The sequence below is a fragment of the Methylobacterium sp. Leaf102 genome, assembly GCF_001422425.1.
In the GTDB taxonomy this organism is placed as follows: Bacteria; Pseudomonadota; Alphaproteobacteria; order Rhizobiales; family Beijerinckiaceae; genus Methylobacterium.
Window position 1 is genome coordinate 1 of the sequence record NZ_LMMX01000004.1, and the last position, 15,869, is coordinate 15,869.

General features: G+C 71.7%; 14 protein-coding genes. 3 read left to right on the top strand and 11 right to left on the bottom strand.

Annotated features, from left to right (window positions below; all coding sequences use genetic code 11):
- The first annotated feature begins 47 nt into the window (after positions 1 to 47).
- From paoC (ASF27_RS05300) to ASF27_RS05310, 3 genes are all read left to right on the top strand, one after another.
- Positions 48 to 2,219 carry an aldehyde oxidoreductase molybdenum-binding subunit PaoC gene (gene paoC, locus ASF27_RS05300; protein ID WP_056358442.1) on the top strand — a complete coding sequence of 724 codons (2,172 nt, stop codon included), beginning with the start codon at positions 48 to 50 and terminating at the stop codon, positions 2,217 to 2,219.
- A 52-nt stretch (positions 2,220 to 2,271) separates the two neighbouring features.
- Positions 2,272 to 4,482 carry an aldehyde oxidoreductase molybdenum-binding subunit PaoC gene (gene paoC, locus ASF27_RS05305; RefSeq protein ID WP_056358311.1) on the top strand — a complete coding sequence of 737 codons (2,211 nt, stop codon included), beginning with the start codon at positions 2,272 to 2,274 and terminating at the stop codon, positions 4,480 to 4,482.
- Between the two features lie 151 nt (positions 4,483 to 4,633).
- Positions 4,634 to 5,353 (top strand): RibD family protein, encoded by a 720-nt coding sequence (locus ASF27_RS05310; RefSeq protein ID WP_082478835.1) that lies wholly within the window; start codon positions 4,634 to 4,636, stop codon positions 5,351 to 5,353.
- 65 nt (positions 5,354 to 5,418) lie between these two features.
- Here ASF27_RS05310 and ASF27_RS05315 read toward each other — a convergent pair whose 3' ends face one another.
- The 11 genes from ASF27_RS05315 to ASF27_RS05365 form a co-directional block, all read right to left on the bottom strand.
- A complete protein-coding gene (locus ASF27_RS05315) occupies positions 5,419 to 6,150 on the bottom strand; it encodes an amino acid racemase (RefSeq protein WP_056267524.1) in 732 nt (243 codons plus the stop codon).
- A gap of 158 nt (positions 6,151 to 6,308) precedes the next feature.
- Positions 6,309 to 7,811 carry a hypothetical protein gene (locus tag ASF27_RS05320; protein ID WP_244480932.1) on the bottom strand — a complete coding sequence of 501 codons (1,503 nt, stop codon included), beginning with the start codon at positions 7,809 to 7,811 and terminating at the stop codon, positions 6,309 to 6,311.
- A gap of 97 nt (positions 7,812 to 7,908) precedes the next feature.
- Positions 7,909 to 8,190 (bottom strand): hypothetical protein, encoded by a 282-nt coding sequence (locus tag ASF27_RS05325; protein ID WP_056358314.1) that lies wholly within the window; start codon positions 8,188 to 8,190, stop codon positions 7,909 to 7,911.
- A 23-nt stretch (positions 8,191 to 8,213) separates the two neighbouring features.
- Positions 8,214 to 8,648, bottom strand: a complete 435-nt coding sequence (locus ASF27_RS05330) for a lysozyme inhibitor LprI family protein (RefSeq protein ID WP_056167029.1) — start codon at positions 8,646 to 8,648, stop codon at positions 8,214 to 8,216.
- 17 nt (positions 8,649 to 8,665) lie between these two features.
- A complete protein-coding gene (locus ASF27_RS05335; RefSeq protein ID WP_056358317.1) occupies positions 8,666 to 9,622 on the bottom strand; it encodes a hypothetical protein in 957 nt (318 codons plus the stop codon).
- 18 nt (positions 9,623 to 9,640) lie between these two features.
- The gene (locus tag ASF27_RS05340) at positions 9,641 to 10,603 is read right to left on the bottom strand and encodes a hypothetical protein (protein ID WP_056358446.1); all 963 of its coding nucleotides are present in this window, start codon (positions 10,601 to 10,603) and stop codon (positions 9,641 to 9,643) included.
- A gap of 29 nt (positions 10,604 to 10,632) precedes the next feature.
- Positions 10,633 to 11,472 (bottom strand): OmpA family protein, encoded by an 840-nt coding sequence (locus tag ASF27_RS05345; protein WP_082478836.1) that lies wholly within the window; start codon positions 11,470 to 11,472, stop codon positions 10,633 to 10,635.
- A 120-nt stretch (positions 11,473 to 11,592) separates the two neighbouring features.
- Positions 11,593 to 12,579, bottom strand: coding sequence for a serine protease (locus ASF27_RS05350; protein ID WP_056358321.1), 987 nt, complete (start codon positions 12,577 to 12,579; stop codon positions 11,593 to 11,595).
- 84 nt (positions 12,580 to 12,663) lie between these two features.
- Positions 12,664 to 13,815, bottom strand: a complete 1,152-nt coding sequence (locus ASF27_RS05355) for a hypothetical protein (RefSeq protein ID WP_056358324.1) — start codon at positions 13,813 to 13,815, stop codon at positions 12,664 to 12,666.
- A 44-nt stretch (positions 13,816 to 13,859) separates the two neighbouring features.
- Positions 13,860 to 14,387, bottom strand: a complete 528-nt coding sequence (locus tag ASF27_RS05360) for a hypothetical protein (RefSeq protein WP_056306522.1) — start codon at positions 14,385 to 14,387, stop codon at positions 13,860 to 13,862.
- Positions 14,384 to 15,796: a hypothetical protein gene (locus tag ASF27_RS05365; protein ID WP_056358327.1), complete on the bottom strand. Its 1,413-nt coding sequence runs from the start codon at positions 15,794 to 15,796 to the stop codon at positions 14,384 to 14,386. Before ASF27_RS05365 ends, ASF27_RS05360 begins: the two co-directional genes overlap by 4 nt.
- Positions 15,797 to 15,869 lie beyond the last annotated feature (73 nt).

Sequence of the window (15,869 nt, forward strand, 5' to 3'; positions counted from 1 at the left end):
CGGCCAGAACCCCATCGACCAGCTCAAGGTCGTCCGGCCAGAACCCCATCGACCAGCTCAAGGTCGTCGGAAAGGCCACCGACCGGATCGACGGCAAGTACAAGACCACCGGCACCGCCCCCTACGCCTACGACTGGCACGATCCGCAGGCGAAGCTCGCCTACGGGGTCGTCGTCGGCGCCACCATCGCCAAGGGCCGGATCGCGTCGATGGATCTGGGCGCCGCCAAGGCTGCTCCGGGCGTCGTCGCCATCGTCACCGCCGAGACGGCGGGCAAGCTCGGAAAGGGCAAGCTGAACACGGCGAACCTTCTCGGCGGTCCGCAGATTCAGCATTACCATCAGGCGGTCGCCGTGGTGGTCGCCGAGACCTTCGAGCAGGCCCGCGCCGCCGCGGCCCTGGTCAAGGTCCGGTATTCCACCTCGAAAGGAGCCTTCGATCTGGCCGTGGCGAAGGCCGGGGCGACAGATCCGGGCGATGTCCAAGGCAGTCCATCCGCCACCGCCGTGGGCGATTTCACGGGCGCGTTCGCGGCCGCGCCGGTGAAGCTCGACGAGCGCTACGCCACGCCCGACCATGCCCACGCGATGATGGAGCCCTGTGCGTCCGTCGCGTCCTGGGATGGCGACAAGGTCACGGTCTGGACGTCGAACCAGATGATCGACTGGGGCGTGCGCGATCTGGCGCTGACCCTGGGCGTTCCCAAGGAGAACGTGCGCCTCGTGTCGCCCTTCATCGGCGGCGGCTTCGGCGGCAAGCTGTTCCTGCGGTGCGAGGCGCTGCTCGCGGCGCTCGGAGCCCGCGCGGCGGGACGGGCGGTGAAGGTCGCTCTGACGCGTCCGCAGATGTTCAACAACACGACGCATCGGCCGGCGACCCTCCAGCGCATCCGCATCGGTGCGACCCAGGACGGCAGGATCACGGCCATCGGTCATGAAAGCTGGTCGGGCGATCTGCCGGAAGGCGGTCCCGAGGCGGCGGTCCTGCAGACCCGCCTGCTCTACGCGGCACCGAACCGGATGACCGCCCTGCGCCTCGCCGTGCTCGATCTTCCCGAGGGCAATGCCATGCGCGCGCCGGGCGAGGCTCCCGGCCTGATGGCCCTCGAGATCGCCATGGACGAGATGGCGGAGAAGCTCGGGCTCGACCCCATCCGGTTCCGTGAGATCAACGACACCCAGGTCGATCCGGAGAAGCCGTCGCGTGCGTTTTCGCAGCGCAGCTTCGTCGAATGCCTGCGCCAGGGCGCAGAGCGCTTCGGCTGGGACAAGCGGGGCAAGCCGGGGCAAGTCCGCGACGGGCGATGGCTCGTCGGAATGGGCGTGGCCGCAGCCTTCCGCAACAACATGGTGCTGAAATCGGCCGCCCGCGTCCGGCTCGATTCGAAGGGCATGGTCACGGTCGAGACCGACATGACCGACATCGGCACCGGCAGCTACACCATCATCGCCCAGACGGCCGCCGAGATGATGGGGGTCAGCCTCGACAAGGTGATCGTCCGGCTCGGCGACTCCACCTTCCCGGTGTCCGCCGGTTCGGGCGGGCAGTTCGGCGCCAACTCCTCGACCGCCGGCGTCTACGCGGCCTGCGTGAAGCTCCGCGAGGCGGTGGCGGGCAAGCTCGGGGTCAATTCGGCCGACGCCGTGTTCGCGGACGGGCAGGTCCGTTCTGGCAACCGCGCCGTTCCACTCGCTGAGGCGGCGACCGCGGGAGATCTCGTCGCCGAGGACGCCATCGAGTTCGGCGATTTCGGCAAGACCCACCAGCAATCGACCTTCGGCTCGCATTTCGTCGAGGTCGGGGTCGACGTGGCCACGGCGGAAGTCCGGGTACGCCGGATGCTCGCGGTCTGCGCCGCCGGCCGCATCCTCAATCCGAAGACCGCCCGCAGCCAAGTGATCGGCGGGATGACCATGGGGGTCGGCGCCGCCCTGATGGAGGAACTCGCCGTCGACACGAAGCGCGGCTACTTCGTCAACCACGATCTCGCCGGCTACGAGGTCCCGGTGCACGCCGACATCCCGCATCAGGAGGTGTTCTTCCTCGATGAGGTCGATCCGATGTCGTCGCCGATGAAGGCCAAGGGCGTGGGCGAACTCGGCATCTGCGGCGTCGGCGCCGCGGTGGCCAACGCGATCCACAACGCCACGGGCATCCGCGTGCGGGACTACCCCATCACCCTCGACAAGCTCTTGAACCGCATGCCCGACGCGGCCTGAGCGCCGCGACGGGAGACAGCATCGCAACAGGCTCAGCGCAGGGTTCGGTGGCATGAAGTTCGAGACACCCGCGGGCCAGAACCCCATCGACCGGCTGGTGGTTGTGGGGAAGCCGACGGACCGGATCGACGGTCCGTTCAAGACGACGGGGACCGCCCCCTACGCCAACGACTGGTACGATCCGCAGGTGAACCTCGCGCATGGCTTCGTCGTGGGCGCCGGTATCGCCAAGGGCCGGATCCGCTCCGTCGACACGTCCCGTGCGGAGGCCGCCAGCGGTGTGCTGGCGGTCGTCACGGCGCGGAACGCCGGCCCGCTCGACCGGGGGGCGTTCTACGTCGCCCGGGCGCTCGCGGGGCTGGACATCGACCATTACCATCAGGCCGTCGCGGTCGTGGTCGCCGAGACCTTCGAGCAGGCCCGCGCGGCCGCTGCCCTCATCCGGGTCGATGCGGTCGCCACCCCGGGCCGCTTCGATCTCGCGGCGGCGAAGGAGACCGCCCCGGTGCCGAAGCCTAGCCAGTTCGGCGGGCCGACCGAGACGCAGGTCGGGGATTTCGAGGGTGCCTTCACCGCGGCGGCCTTCCGGGTCGACGAGACCTACACGACGCCCGACCAGACCCACGCGATGATGGAGCCGCATGCCTCCGTGGCGTCTTGGGACGGCGACCGCCTCACCCTGTGGACCTCGATTCAGCAGATGAACTGGGGGGTGCGCGACCTCGCCAAGACCCTGGGCATCCCGAAGGACCGGGTCAGGTTGGTCTCGCCCTACATCGGCGGGGGCTTTGGCGGCAAGGGGACGATCCTCGCCGACGCGGTCCTGGCGTCGCTCGGGGCCCGGGCGGCCGGACGCCCCGTCAAGGTCGCCCTGACGCGGCCCCTGATGGCCAACAACGTCACCCACCGTCCGGCCACGATCCAGCGCGTCCGCATCGGCGCGACCGCGGACGGGCGCATCACCGCCATCGGCCACGAGAGCTGGTCCGGCAACCTCGCAGGCGGACGCCCGGAGGCCGCCGTCGTTCCGACCCGGCTGCTCTATGCGGGCGCGGCCCGGATGACGCGCCTTCGCCTGGCGCAACTCGACCTCCCCGAGGGCAGCGCCATGCGGGCGCCGGGCGAGGCCCCCGGCATGATGGCCCTGGAGGTCGCCATGGACGAGATGGCGGAGAAGCTCGGGCTCGACCCCGTCGCTTTCCGCGTCCTGAACGACACCCAGGTCGATCCCGAGACGCCGGAGCGCGCCTTCTCGCAGCGGCAGCTGGTCGAATGCCTGCGTCAGGGCGCCGAGCGCTTCGGCTGGGACCGGCGCGTGGGCAAGCCCGGGCAGGTGCGGGACGGGCGCTGGCGCGTCGGCCTCGGCATGGCCTCGGCCATCCGCGGGGCGCCGGTGACGAAGTCCGCCGCGCGGGTTCGGCTCGATGGCCGCGGCGTGGTCACGGTCGAAACCGACATGACCGATATCGGCACCGGCACCTACACCATCATCGCCCAGACCGCGGCCGAGATGATGGGTCTGCCCCTGGACCGTGTCGTGGTTCGGCTGGGGGATTCGTCCTTTCCCGAAAGCTCTGGCTCGGGTGGTCAATGGGGGGCCGCCTCCTCGACCGCCGGCGTCTACGCGGCCTGCATGCGCCTGCGCGAGACGGTGGCGCAGCGCCTCGGCATCAATTCCGCCGACGCGGTGTTCGCGGACGGCCTCGTCCGGTCCGGCAATCTGAGCGCACCCCTCGCCGGGGCCGCGAGCGGAGGCGATCTCGTGGCCGAGGACGCCATGGAGTTCGGCGACCTGACCAAGCGATTCGCGATCCAGACCTTCGGCGCCCACTTCGTCGAGGTCGGGGTGGATGTGGACACCGCGGAGATCCGGGTCCGGCGGATGCTGGCGGTGTGCGCGGCCGGGCGCATCCTCAACCCGAAGGCGGCGCGAAGCCAGATCATCGGGGGCATGACCATGGGCATCGGGGCCGCCCTCATGGAGGAACTCGCCGTCGACACGAAGCGCGGCTTCTTCGCCAACCACGATCTGGCCGGGTACGAGGTCCCGGTCCATGCCGACATCCCGCACCTCGACGCGATCTTCCTCGACGAGGTCGATGCCGCCGCCACACCGCTGAAGGCCAAGGGCGTGGGCGAGCTCGGCATCTCGGGAGCCGCGGCGGCGGTCGCCAACGCCATCCACAACGCCACCGGCGTTCGGGTGCGGGACTATCCCATCACCCTCGACAAGCTCCTCGCGCGCCTGCCCGACGCGGCCTGAGGAGAGGCGCAAAAAACGGCGGCAGATGTCGGGACGTCGGGTTGCGATCCGGGCCGAAAGTCGACCTTTCGGACCGGGCGCCGCGGGTCATGGCCAGCGAACCGCGTGCTATCTGACAGGACCGTAACCCGAGAACAGGCGAAGGCCCGCCATGCGCCCGAGAATCATCTGTCACATGGGAAGCTCCATCGACGGCCGGCTCCACCCGAGCCGCTGGACACCGCCGGCCACGGGTATCGCGGACGGCTTGGTCCACCGATACTACGAGGAGACCGCCGCACGTCTCGGGGGCGAGGGATGGATCGTGGGCCGCACGACCATGGCGGAGATCGCCAAGGGACATCCCCGCATGCCGTCGGCCATCCCGGCCAGTCTGCGCCGGACCCATCTCGGCGACCGCAAGGGCCGCGATCTGGCCGTCGCCATCGATCCGCACGGCAAGGTCCATTACGGGCGGGACGATGCCGGCGGCGATCACGTGGTGGCGGTTCTCGGCGAGGGCGTCTCCGACGCCTACCTCGCCGAGCTTCGGGAAGACGGGGTCTCCTACCTGTTCGCGGGGCCGGAGGGCCGGGACCTGTCCGCCGCCATGGACACCCTGGGTGCGGCCTTCGGCGTACGGACCCTGCTTCTCGAGGGTGGCGGCATCATCAACGGCGCCTTCCTCAAGGCCGGCTTGATCGATGAGGTCAGCCTGCTCGTCTCGCCGGCCCTCGACGGCCTCGCGGGCGTGCCCACCATCTTCGAGTATCACGGCGAACCGGGCGAGCGACCGGCGGCCGGAAAGGCGCTCCGGCACCTGCAGACCGAGACCCTGGAAGGCGGCACCGTCTGGCTGCGCTACCGGGTCGAGGACGCCGAAGACGCCTGATCGCCGCGCTCGGGGGAAGGCCGTGCGCCTGGGCGGACGGGGCCGTCTGCGCCGCGCCAGCGGGCTCAGGCGGCACGGGCCAGCGACGGGCCCGCATCGTCTTGCAGGCAGACCTGCACGCAGGCACGGGCCAGGGCTTCGGTAGCATCCACCAGGGCCGTGCCCAGGGGACCTTCGACGGAGGCCAGCGCAACCGGAATTTCCGTGCATGCCATGACGATCCGACTGCACCCGGCCGACATCAGCGCCTCGGCCTGCCCGGCCAGGATCGTGTGCGCTTCTGCCAAGTGCCCGGCTTTTGCCGAGTGCCCGGCTTTCACGAGGCGGATCGCGCGCGTCACTTCGGCCTGTCCCGCGGCATCGGGTGCCCGGCACGTGAACCCGCGCGCGGCCAGACGCTCCCGGTAGATGCCCGCCGCGATCGTGCCACGGGTCGCCAGCACACCGATGCGATCGCCCATTCCGCCTGCGAGGGCGTCCGCCACGGCGTCGACGATGTGGAGGATGGGCAGCGACGTTTCGGCCTGCAGGGCGGCGTGCCAACGATGCGCCGTGTTGCACGGGATCGCGATCCGGCGCGCACCCGCCGCCTCGAGCCGCCGCAGGGTGTCGCGCATGGCCGGGAAGGGATCGGGCCCCTCGCCGAGGATCGCGGCCGTGCGGTCGGGGATGTCGGCCGCCGAGCAGACGATTATCCGGATATGGTCCTGATCGCAGGCGGCCGGGGTGTTGCGGACGACCTTGCCCATGAAGTCCACGGTCGCCATCGGACCCATCCCACCAAGTACACCGAGCATCGCGATCTCCCCTTGTGCGGATACGATGCGCCGCGTCGGGGCCTGGGGTCCAATGCCGTCTCGGACAGCCCTATTCCGATCCCGCATGAGGACCGGCCGGCGCAAGCTCGCGGCACCGGATGGGGGCGGGGTGGGCCGCCCCGCGATGCCCGCCCGGATCAATCCGGCTGCGAAAAGACGCTGGCGCCGATGAAGGCCATGTCGCGGTCCGGCTGCGGCGGGTCCTTCCGTGAGCCATAGGCGAAGAACAGCCGCCGGCTTCGCCCGTCCTCGCCGATGAGCGTCAGGGTGTGGTGGTCGAGGGCGTAGCGCCCGCCCTCGGGGGCACCGCGTCGGCTCATGGCCGAACCGGCACCGGAGGTCGCACCCGAATTGACGGCCCCCACGGCGCCGCCGCGCCCATACGTTCCGTCCGCACGAAACGCGTACCGGCTCGCCACGGAGATCATGACGTCGCCCCCCATGGCGCTGTTGCCGCCGCCCGACAGGCGCCGGTAAGTCCGCGCGATGGCCCGCTCCCCCGCATCGGCCGGATAGGCCTTGAAGAACGAGCCGCCCTGAAGCGTGTTGTCCTGCGGTTTCCCGTCCGCCCCGGTGAGGACGAACCGATTGCCCGAGCGGGTCCAGCGCCCGAACCGGCGGGGTTCGGCGATCCGCTCGGCCGTCAGGTCGACATCCTCCAGGGCCGCGTCGTCGATCTCGTAGCTGCTGCCGTCGCGAAACAGGATCAGCGGCTCATACTCGATGACCACCATGCCGCCGACGCCGACGCCCGTGGCGGCCCGGAAGTACACGCCCTCGACGGCGGACCAGTTCGCGGTGTGGCGCGGCTCGGCCAGGGGCGCGGGGCTAGACACAACCGCGTCGGCAGCGGGGACGGGCCGCGGCGCGGTGGCGCCGGCCCGGCCCCCGGCCGAGTCCGCATCCGGGGCTGGTCCGGCGGAACCGGGCCGGCGCCCTTTCGGAACCAGCCCCTCGTCGGTGATGGCGACGCTCCGCAGGGACGCCACCGGGATGAAGTCCTTCGACAACCCGGCCAGGAAATCGGGCACCAGCCCCAGGCGCCGGGCCGCCTGCCAGCCAGCATGATGAAGGACCGTGCGCAGCTTCACCTGTTCGGCGAAGGCGGCGCGGGTGGCGGGTCGCGACAGGGGCGGCTTGCCCGCAATCGGCTCGACCATTCGGCGCCGGATCGCCCGCAGGGCAGTGGGGCTCGGGTCGACCTCGACGTTGTTCGCCACCATCCACTGCAGGACGATGAAGGCCGTGAGCACGTCGCCGGCATCGTCTGCCCGCAGATCGGTCTGGGTGAGGAAACTGCGAAAGATCGCGTCGTAATCGTGTTTGGCCATCTCGCGTGCGACTTCGACCGCGGCGATGGGGTTCGTCGCCCGCAAGGCCTGGATGTGCCGGCCGATCGTGGCGGCCCGCAGCTCGGCGCTGGTCGTGAACGGAAGGGCCGCGCGGCGGACCGGACGTTCGGCATCCCCCCGGGGCAACCGTGCGGTGTCCTCGACAGACTGGGCGCCGATCGCCACATCGAGCCCCTGAAACTGCTGCTGCTGGAGTCCCTGCAGGATGCTCGCGCCGACATCCTGCGCGAGGGCCCCGGACGGGAGCAGCGGGAGGAGGGCGCAGACGAGGCGGATCGTAGGGGTCATGACGGGCTCCGTGTTCGAGATCGGGCGTTCCGACGTCCAATCGGCGCGTCGCCGGGCCCCGCGAGTGCCACGGGTTCGGGCGTCACGGGTTCGGGCGTCACGGCCGCCCGCGCGCGTCATCGGTGCAACGGCGCCAGGCCCGCTGGTACCCGGCGTCGCCGGGCCGCCCGTAGCACCAGCCCTCCGCGATGAGCCGTCGGTCGACGACGTCGCGCCGCGCACAGGCATCGAGGGTTCGGGGATCGTCGCCGCGCCCGCCCCGGCAGGCCGCGTTGAGGGCCGCCCAATCCTGGAGAAGCGGCGCGCGCGCATCGGCCGCCTGCCAGGCGCGGGCGTCGGCGGCACCGAGCGAGGCGATCAGGAGAACGAGCCATCTCATGGGGGCGTCCCTCTTCCTCGACGTCAATCGATTCCAGCCAAGTCGCCGAGCTCGGCCGTTCGGCGCGCATCATGCACGCGCAGGCAGGTCAGCACGGCTTGGTTGCGGCCGGTCCCACCCGTGAAGGCGACCGGGACCTCCGCCTCGCAGCGCAGGCGCGCGTAGATGCGCCAGGCGCGCTGGGTCCGCTCGAGGGTTTCACGCGCCGCGGGCCGTTCGGCGTCGGAGATCGTGGGACTGCGCGCGATGGCCGCCCGCGCCTTCGCCAGGGCCTGCCGGAGCCGCCGGGCGCTTCGCTCCGTCAGGGTCTGCAGGCAGGCGATGCGGCTCTCGGCCTCCCGGCATTGCGCCGTCGTGCCGGGGATGTCGGTGAGGTCCGCCTCTGATGCACCGGTTGCGAGGACTGCCGTTCCGAGCCACAGGAACGAGCCCGTGAGAAGGATTGCCGGACGGATCATGACGATGCTTCTCGGGTTCAGCGCACTGCGATGGACGCGGCGATGCGATCGATCCGCGCGAGAACGTCCCGCTGGTCCGCACCGGCGAGGCCGATGACCCGCAGGTACCCTGCGCCATCGAAGCGGATCGTCTGGTGCACACCCATCATCCGGCCGGACCGTGTGTCGCTGCCGGTCCCGCGCAGGCGGACCACGGCCGCACCTCCGAGGGTCGAGTTCTTCTCGTCCGTGACCGCGATGTCCCGCACCTCGCGGATGGTGCCCAGGGCCTTGCGGGCGAAGGCGCCTTCCTGGCCGGGCGCGACCGGAACCTGGCCCAGCGAGGGCGCCACGATGACGATCGCCTGCTCGCCCTCCGGATCGATGTCCTTGGGGCCGTCGGTGAGCAGAAGGGCGTTGCCCATCAGGGTGCGGATCGGGCGGAAGCCCGCCAGATCGCCGACGGAGTAGGGCAGGGCCGCGATCTGGTCGGCGACGTTGCCGGGTGCCCGGAACGCGATCGTCCCGAGTGCCGCCTCCACGGCCTTGTCGGGCACCTGCCGGCGGGCGGCCTCCGGGACCTGGACGGTGACGAGGCCGGTGCCGGCTCCGCCCCGCACCACCGCGATCCACTTGGTGTAGGCGAGGCCGTTGGCCGATTGGCTGCCGCGCAGGAGCCGGCCCTCGCCCCCTGTCACGGACAAGCCCTCGCCCGTGCCCTTCGCGACGAAGCCGGTCGGTCCGAGGGCCTCGGGCGTGAATTTGGCGACGAGCTGTCCGTAGGCCTCCGCCGGCATCTCGATGATGACGATCGAGGCGCCGGAGGGGTGCTCGAACCCAGCGAAGGCCTTGGCCGGAACCATCCCGGGCGGCGGGACGAGACCGACCGCTCCGGTGGGCGGAAACGTCGCCTCGGCGGCATGGGCGGGAGCTGCGAGAAGGCCCAGGAGGGCGAGCAGCCGCAGGACGGCGTGGCGGGAGCGCGGAAACGACATGGGCGGGACTCCGGGGCTTCAGCGCGTCGCCACACGGCTGATGACGAAGATGTTGCCCGAGAACTGCACCTGGCCCGGCGCGCTCATGTGCTCCAGCATCAGGCGCAGGTTGCGGCCGAGACGCGCCGAATCCGAACGGGTCTCGTACCAGTACTCGGCCGACGCGCCGCCGGAGCGCACCGGACGGTGGTGCTCGTAGCAGCGGAACGCCGCCATGTATTCCTCGGCCGCCTGGACCTCCTGGGCCGAGAAGCCGCTCAGCTTCACGGTGTAGGCCGTCGGCAGGCCGCCGCAGGCCTCGCCCCCCGGAACCGCCGCGGGCGCACCGCCCGCGAGGGGCGGGGCGGTGAAGGCGGGGCCGCCCGCGTCGGTGCCGCGCCGGGGCGCGACGACACCGTCGAGCTTCGCCGTCAGGGCCGCCGCGACATCGGCCGCGATGGTCTTCGCCTCGGCCCCGACCCGCTCGAGGAGGCATTCCCGGTCGCAGCCCTGAGGCAGGGGCGGCAGCTGCACGCCGGCGACCTCGAAGGCACCGAGCGACTGACCGGTCCGCACGTTGAGAAGGCGACCCGGAATGCGCACCTCCGGCCGCACGATGTCGGAGTAGGCGGACTTCGAGGCCGAGGCGTAGACCTGGAACACCGCCACCACGTCCACGGGCGGGTTCTGTACGGCGCGGGCGACCTCGATCAGCTCGGCGTCGCGCCGCCGGACACGGTTGGGCTGGGTGAAGCCCATGGCCACGGCGGTCTCGTCGTAGACGTTGTAGCCGCGCAGGTTCATCGTCTCGGACAGTTCGGTGATCACCCGCTGGAAGATGCGGTTGCCGCGCGGCACCGAATCCTCGTCGGCATCTTCGCCCATCACCACGATGTTGGGCTTTGCCTGCGCCTGGGCCGGCGTGACGAGCCCGGAGAGACCCGTCGAAAGGATCGCGGCGAAGGCGGCGGTGCGGAACACGGCGGTCCGAAGTAGCGGCATCATCTCTCTCCTGAGTCTCGGGGTCGGGGTCATTCGGAGCAGGCTGGCGGCGTCGGCGCCGCATCGAAATCGTCGAGGTCGAGAGCGACCCTGAGGCGCGGATCGGCGGGGGACGGGCCGCCGCAAGCCGTTTCGGCGACGGGCACCACGAAGCGCAGGACGCCGGTGCGAGCGGGCGCGATCAGGCTCACCTCGACGCGGCGGTTCACCCGCGCGAGCGGCGCGGTCGGGTCCTTCAGGCGGCTCGGTCCCCAGCCGTGGACGCGCAGGCGCCCCGGTGCGATGCCGTAGGTCTCGACGAGGTGGGCTTTCACCGCCCTGGCCCGGGCCAGGGAGAGACGCCGGTTGTGCGGGGCGGCCCCCGCCGCATCGGTGTGGCCGGCGATGAGAAAACCGTGACCGGCGAGATCCGGCGAACGCAGCGCCTGCCCCAGGGGTTCGAGCTGGATGCGCGCTTCGGGCGTCAGGCGCGCGCTGTCGTAGGCGAAGAATACGGTGAGATCGACCGAGCGGCCTGCATCGACACGCAGGGCCGGCCCGCCGTCATCGGGCACGACGGCCCGCACCGGGGCACCCGGGTTGCCGTCGGCGAAGGGCGCGAGGGACCGGATGATGGCGGTGGCATCGGGGTTGCGCACCGCCCCCTCCGCCCGCTCGCTGACCCCGTCACGCGGCGCCGCGTCGGGTCGGGCGCCTGGCACTTCCGTCAGCGGGTTGGCGCGGGCCGCCTGACCGAGCAGGGTGGCGAGGGTGAGGGCCAGGATCAGTCCCGCGCGTCCACAGCGCGCGCGGGCAGCGCGATCGAGGGCGGCGGCCTCGGTGAGCCGCACGGGCTCAAGGTGGCGGGCGGGCGCGTCATCGATCCGCATGGGGTCCGATCCTCTTCATATTCGGGGCCTTGCTCCCGCCCCGCACACCCTGTCCGTGGACGGACCAGAGCGGTTTTCGCCGCCCGGCCCGGTGTGATGCGTCGAATTTCCTAGCGGCGATCAACGACCGCGCAGGATCGCGTTCATCCGATCCGGATCGAGGGCGCCGTCGGCGGCGGCAGCCGGTGCCGCAGGCGGGCGAGGTGGGGTCGCGGCGGCGCTGGCCGCAGGGGTCGTGGCCGCGGGCGGACGCCCTTGCGTGGCGGCGATCTCCGCCAGGATGCGACTCTTCCCGAGGATCGCCGAGAGGCGCGTGGCGTTGTTGAAGCTCGACGGGTCCTTCGGGTCGAGCCCGCCTTCCTTGTGCAGCGCGACGCCCGCCACGGAGGCGTCGAACATCAGCGAGCCCGAGGAGCCCCCGAGTGTGTCGCAGCTGTGGCGCAGATCGGGTCCCTCGCCCTGATCCTTCACGGCGAAGCAGCGAAAGCGGCTCATCACCTTCGGCCGCCCGAGGGGATGATGGATGACGAGCATGGACCGGTTGCCCGACACCGCCGCACCGGAGAGCCGGGCGGAGCCGTAGATGGCGGTCGGGTTGCCGGCGACGCGGGCGAGGGCGAAATCGAGGCGCGGGTCGAATTCCAGGGGCTTCGGATCGAGGTCGAAGCGCCGCGAGCCCTGCCCGTCCAGGGTCAGGTAATCCATGAGGATCGACGCCTTCACCGGGGTCAGGTCGCCCGCCTGCGGCAGGCAATGGTGGTTCGTGAGCACGTAGTCGCCGGGCAGCAGCGTGCCCGTGCAGGAGGCGCCGACGGTCTGGCCGCTGCGGGTGTTGCGCAGGACGATGTCCACCCGGCCGATCGGGCGGGCAAGCGCCGCGAGCGCGTCCTTGGGGTCGAGTTCGGCGATGGGCTCGAACGCGCCCTTGTTGCGGTCGACGTAGGAGGCCGCATCGCCGGTGGTCTGTCGCAGAGGTAGCTGGGCGCGCCCATAATCGGCGGGATCGAACCCGACGCTCTGGGCTTGCGCGCCCTCGGCGACGGCGAACGTCAGGATCAGGCAGGTTCCCCGCAGGATCGAGCGGCGCGTTCGGCGGCTCTCGGCCATCCCTGTTCTCCTCTCGGCGACGGCGTTATGCCCGCCGTCCGACGCTGCGTCAAAAAGCGACGGCTGCGACCGGTGATTGCAGCATCACCGTCGCAACGCGTGTTCGAGACGATCCGACGCGCTCGGCGCGCCCGCTTCCGATAGGGCTTGGACCACGTAGACGAGGTTCTGGCGGCTGCCCTCCCGCAGGAAGTAGGCCTGCGCCCCGTCGGGAAGGCGCACCGGCGGCAGGGCGGCGGCGGCCAAGGCCGGGTCGACCGCGAGGCGGGCGCCGGGTCGCACGAGGCGGAAGGCGAGGCCGCACAGGTCCGGGGCGAGCCGGCTCGCGCGCAGGCGTCCGCTCGCTTCCGACGGAACGGCGCGACGCTCGGGCGGATCGGCACCGAACGCTACGCGCCGGCACGAGGAGCCCGCCGGCGCGACGAGTTCCTCGACCTCCACGCCTGGCGGCGGCGCGCCGCCATCCGGCAGGGTGGCCGGTCGAGCCTTGACCGCGTCGACCTCGGCAAGGGCCGGGGGGGCCTCCGGTCGCTCCTTCGTCGGATGGCCGTCGAGCGCCATGAGGATCGCGACCAAGGCCGTCGCGATCACGATACCGGCCGCGACGGCAGGCGGCGCACGACGACGCCGGCCAGCGGTGGCAACGGTCGGCAGGGTGCCGCGCACGAGCGCAGCGAGGGCGGCCGGGATCGATGCGGACGGCAGGATCGCCGAAGGACGCGCCCTCGGGAGAGCGCGGAAGATCCGTTCGGCCTGCGCGGCTTCGGGACCGCTGGGGAGAAGGACGTAGAGGTCGGCCCGCGCCGCCTCGGTCATCAGGTCGCGGGAGCGCTCGATCTTGTCGAGGAGCGCATAATCGGCGGCCAGGACAGCGAGGTCGAGATCGACGGCGCCGGTCGCCCAGACCACGAGATCCGCCTCGGACGGCTCGGGGGTCAATCGAAAGCCGTGTGCGACGAGGCCGTGGGCGAGGCAAACGGGCACCTCCCACGAGCGCCCGGCGTCGAACGACCCGCTGAGGCGCAGTTCGTAGGGCCCGGCGGTGATGCCGGGTAGGCGGGACAACGGGCCGCCTTCGGCCGCGAGCCGCGCGTAATCCCCGGACCAGGGCAGGGGGCGGTAATCGCCCACCGCGAAGGCGGCTGAAGTCGGCAGGCCGGGGCGCGCAGTCAAGCCGCGCAGCACAAGCGGGCCGCCGGTCGTCGGCACAACCACGAGAACCGAGGCCTGCGTCATGCCGGGGCGCCGATCATGCCGGGGCGCCGATCATGTGCGCGACATCATAGGAGGAAGGCCGCACAGGCCGGATCCCGCAGCATCTCCCCGAGGCGAACCGCCTCCGGGACCGCCGGATCGAGGGCGAGGAGGATCGCGCCCTCGATGGGGGGCGGCAGCGCGACCCGTAGGGTCTCGTCTCCCAGGATCACCTCGATGAGGCGTGGCGACCGGGCTTCGCTGCCCCGGAGGATCAGGAGCGGCGGAGCATCCTCCGTCGCGGCCAGGATTTCGAGGGTGAAGGCTCCGATGCGGCGCGACGCGACGGGGCCGTCCGAGGCCGCGACGGCGAAGGGGGCGTGCGCCATCGCTTGGCTGGCGAGGAGCGCGCGGTAGCGTCGGGCCGTCCCGGGGTCCGCCCGGATCGCCCGGACCGTCGCGAGATCGACCGGGCCGCCCGGATCGCGGGTGGCGTGAGCCCAGAGGGCGGCGACGCCCGGCCGGGTGGCGGGCGTCGCAGCGCGCGCCAAGGCACGCGCCAAGGCACGCGCGGCGTGGATTTCGGCGAGCAGCCGGGCCGCTTCGTCGTTCATGCCGTCGCTTCCGCCACGTAGGCTTGCGCGAAGGTTTTCGCGAAGATGTCCCGGTCTGCCGTGAAAGCCGGCTCCAGGGGACGGTGGCGCACCAATCCGGCGATCGCGCGCTGGAACCGGTCGATCTCTCCGGCGAGCCGCACGAGGGCCGAATCGGCGGCGGCGAAGCCTTCGGCCAGACGGGCGGGATCGTCGAACCCGGCGCGCCGGACCCGCCGGATATCGGCCCGAGCGGCGGCCAGCGCGTCACGCGTTTCCGGTGCGAGCCCTTCCGCCTCCGCCGGGACCCGGAGTGCCGCCGCGATGCGCAGCATCCGGTCGAGATGCGCCGCCAGCGCAGCGACCCTCTCCGCCAGGACCGAATAGGTCTCGGCCGCCGTGCAGGCGACCCGCTCGGCGAGATCGAGGCCGCCACCACCACGCCGCAGACGGTTGGACAGGCCCGCCTGGACCCGCCCGAAGCTCGTGGCCCGCAGCGCGGTGAGCGGACGGGTGCGGTGGAACGGCTCCAGGCGCAGGAGATCGGCGAGATCGTCGCGCTCGGCCCCCGTCAGGATCTTGGGGCCTTCCGCCAGGCCGGCGAGAAGATCGACCAGGGTCTCGGCCGGGTCGCCCGCGACGAGGTCGGCCAACGACGCATCGAGGCGCTCCTCCCACCCCACATGCGCTTCGAGGGAATCGGCCGCCGTCAGGTTGTCGAGGCCGTTGCGCAGGCCTGCCGCGGCCTCGAAGGTGACGAAGTGCTCGGCGATGGTGCGGAAGCCCGGCCGTTCGCCCTGTTCCATCTCGCTGCACCAGAACGCGAGGATGTCGTCGTCGTCGAACTCCGCTCGCCCGCGCAGGTAACCGAGGAGCCCGCGGAAGCGTCGCTCCAGGGGCGCGAGCGGCAGATGGGCGTTGCGGTAGGCGGCGAGGTGGCGGCCTAGGCGCTTGCCCAACAGGGGGGCCGCGTCGCCATCGGGCGTCTCGGCGAGCTCCCCGAACCAGCCGGACAGGAGAGCGAACTGCCCGAGATCCTCCGCCGTCAGCAGGAACTCGGCCAGCGCCAGCAGGCGTGCGAGCCCGGCCCAGGTGGTGCGCCAACCCGCGCCGTCGGCGAAAACGAGGCCGCGTTCGTCGGCGCAAACCCCGTCCGCTCGCGCCTCGCCGAAGCGCGCGGCGATGGCGTTCGGCCTGGCGAGACCCGGATCGAGGGCGAGGGAGACGAGGTCGCGTCCGTCCCGGGCGGACGTGAGCCGGGCGAGGGCACATAACGCGTGGGCGAGGTCCCAGAGCGGCTTGTCGCGGTTCGGCCGCACGGCGCCGGTCACGACGCGCGCGAGCCAGGCCCGATCCTCCCGGGACAGGTCGCGCCCCTCGCACACGTTGGCGAGGTCGGCCGCGCATCGCTCGTCGTATCCGCCGGTCATGTCCCCGCCCGATCCCTTCCGCGATGTCCCGGACGGTGCAGCGATACCGCCCACGCGTTCGGCCGTCATCCCC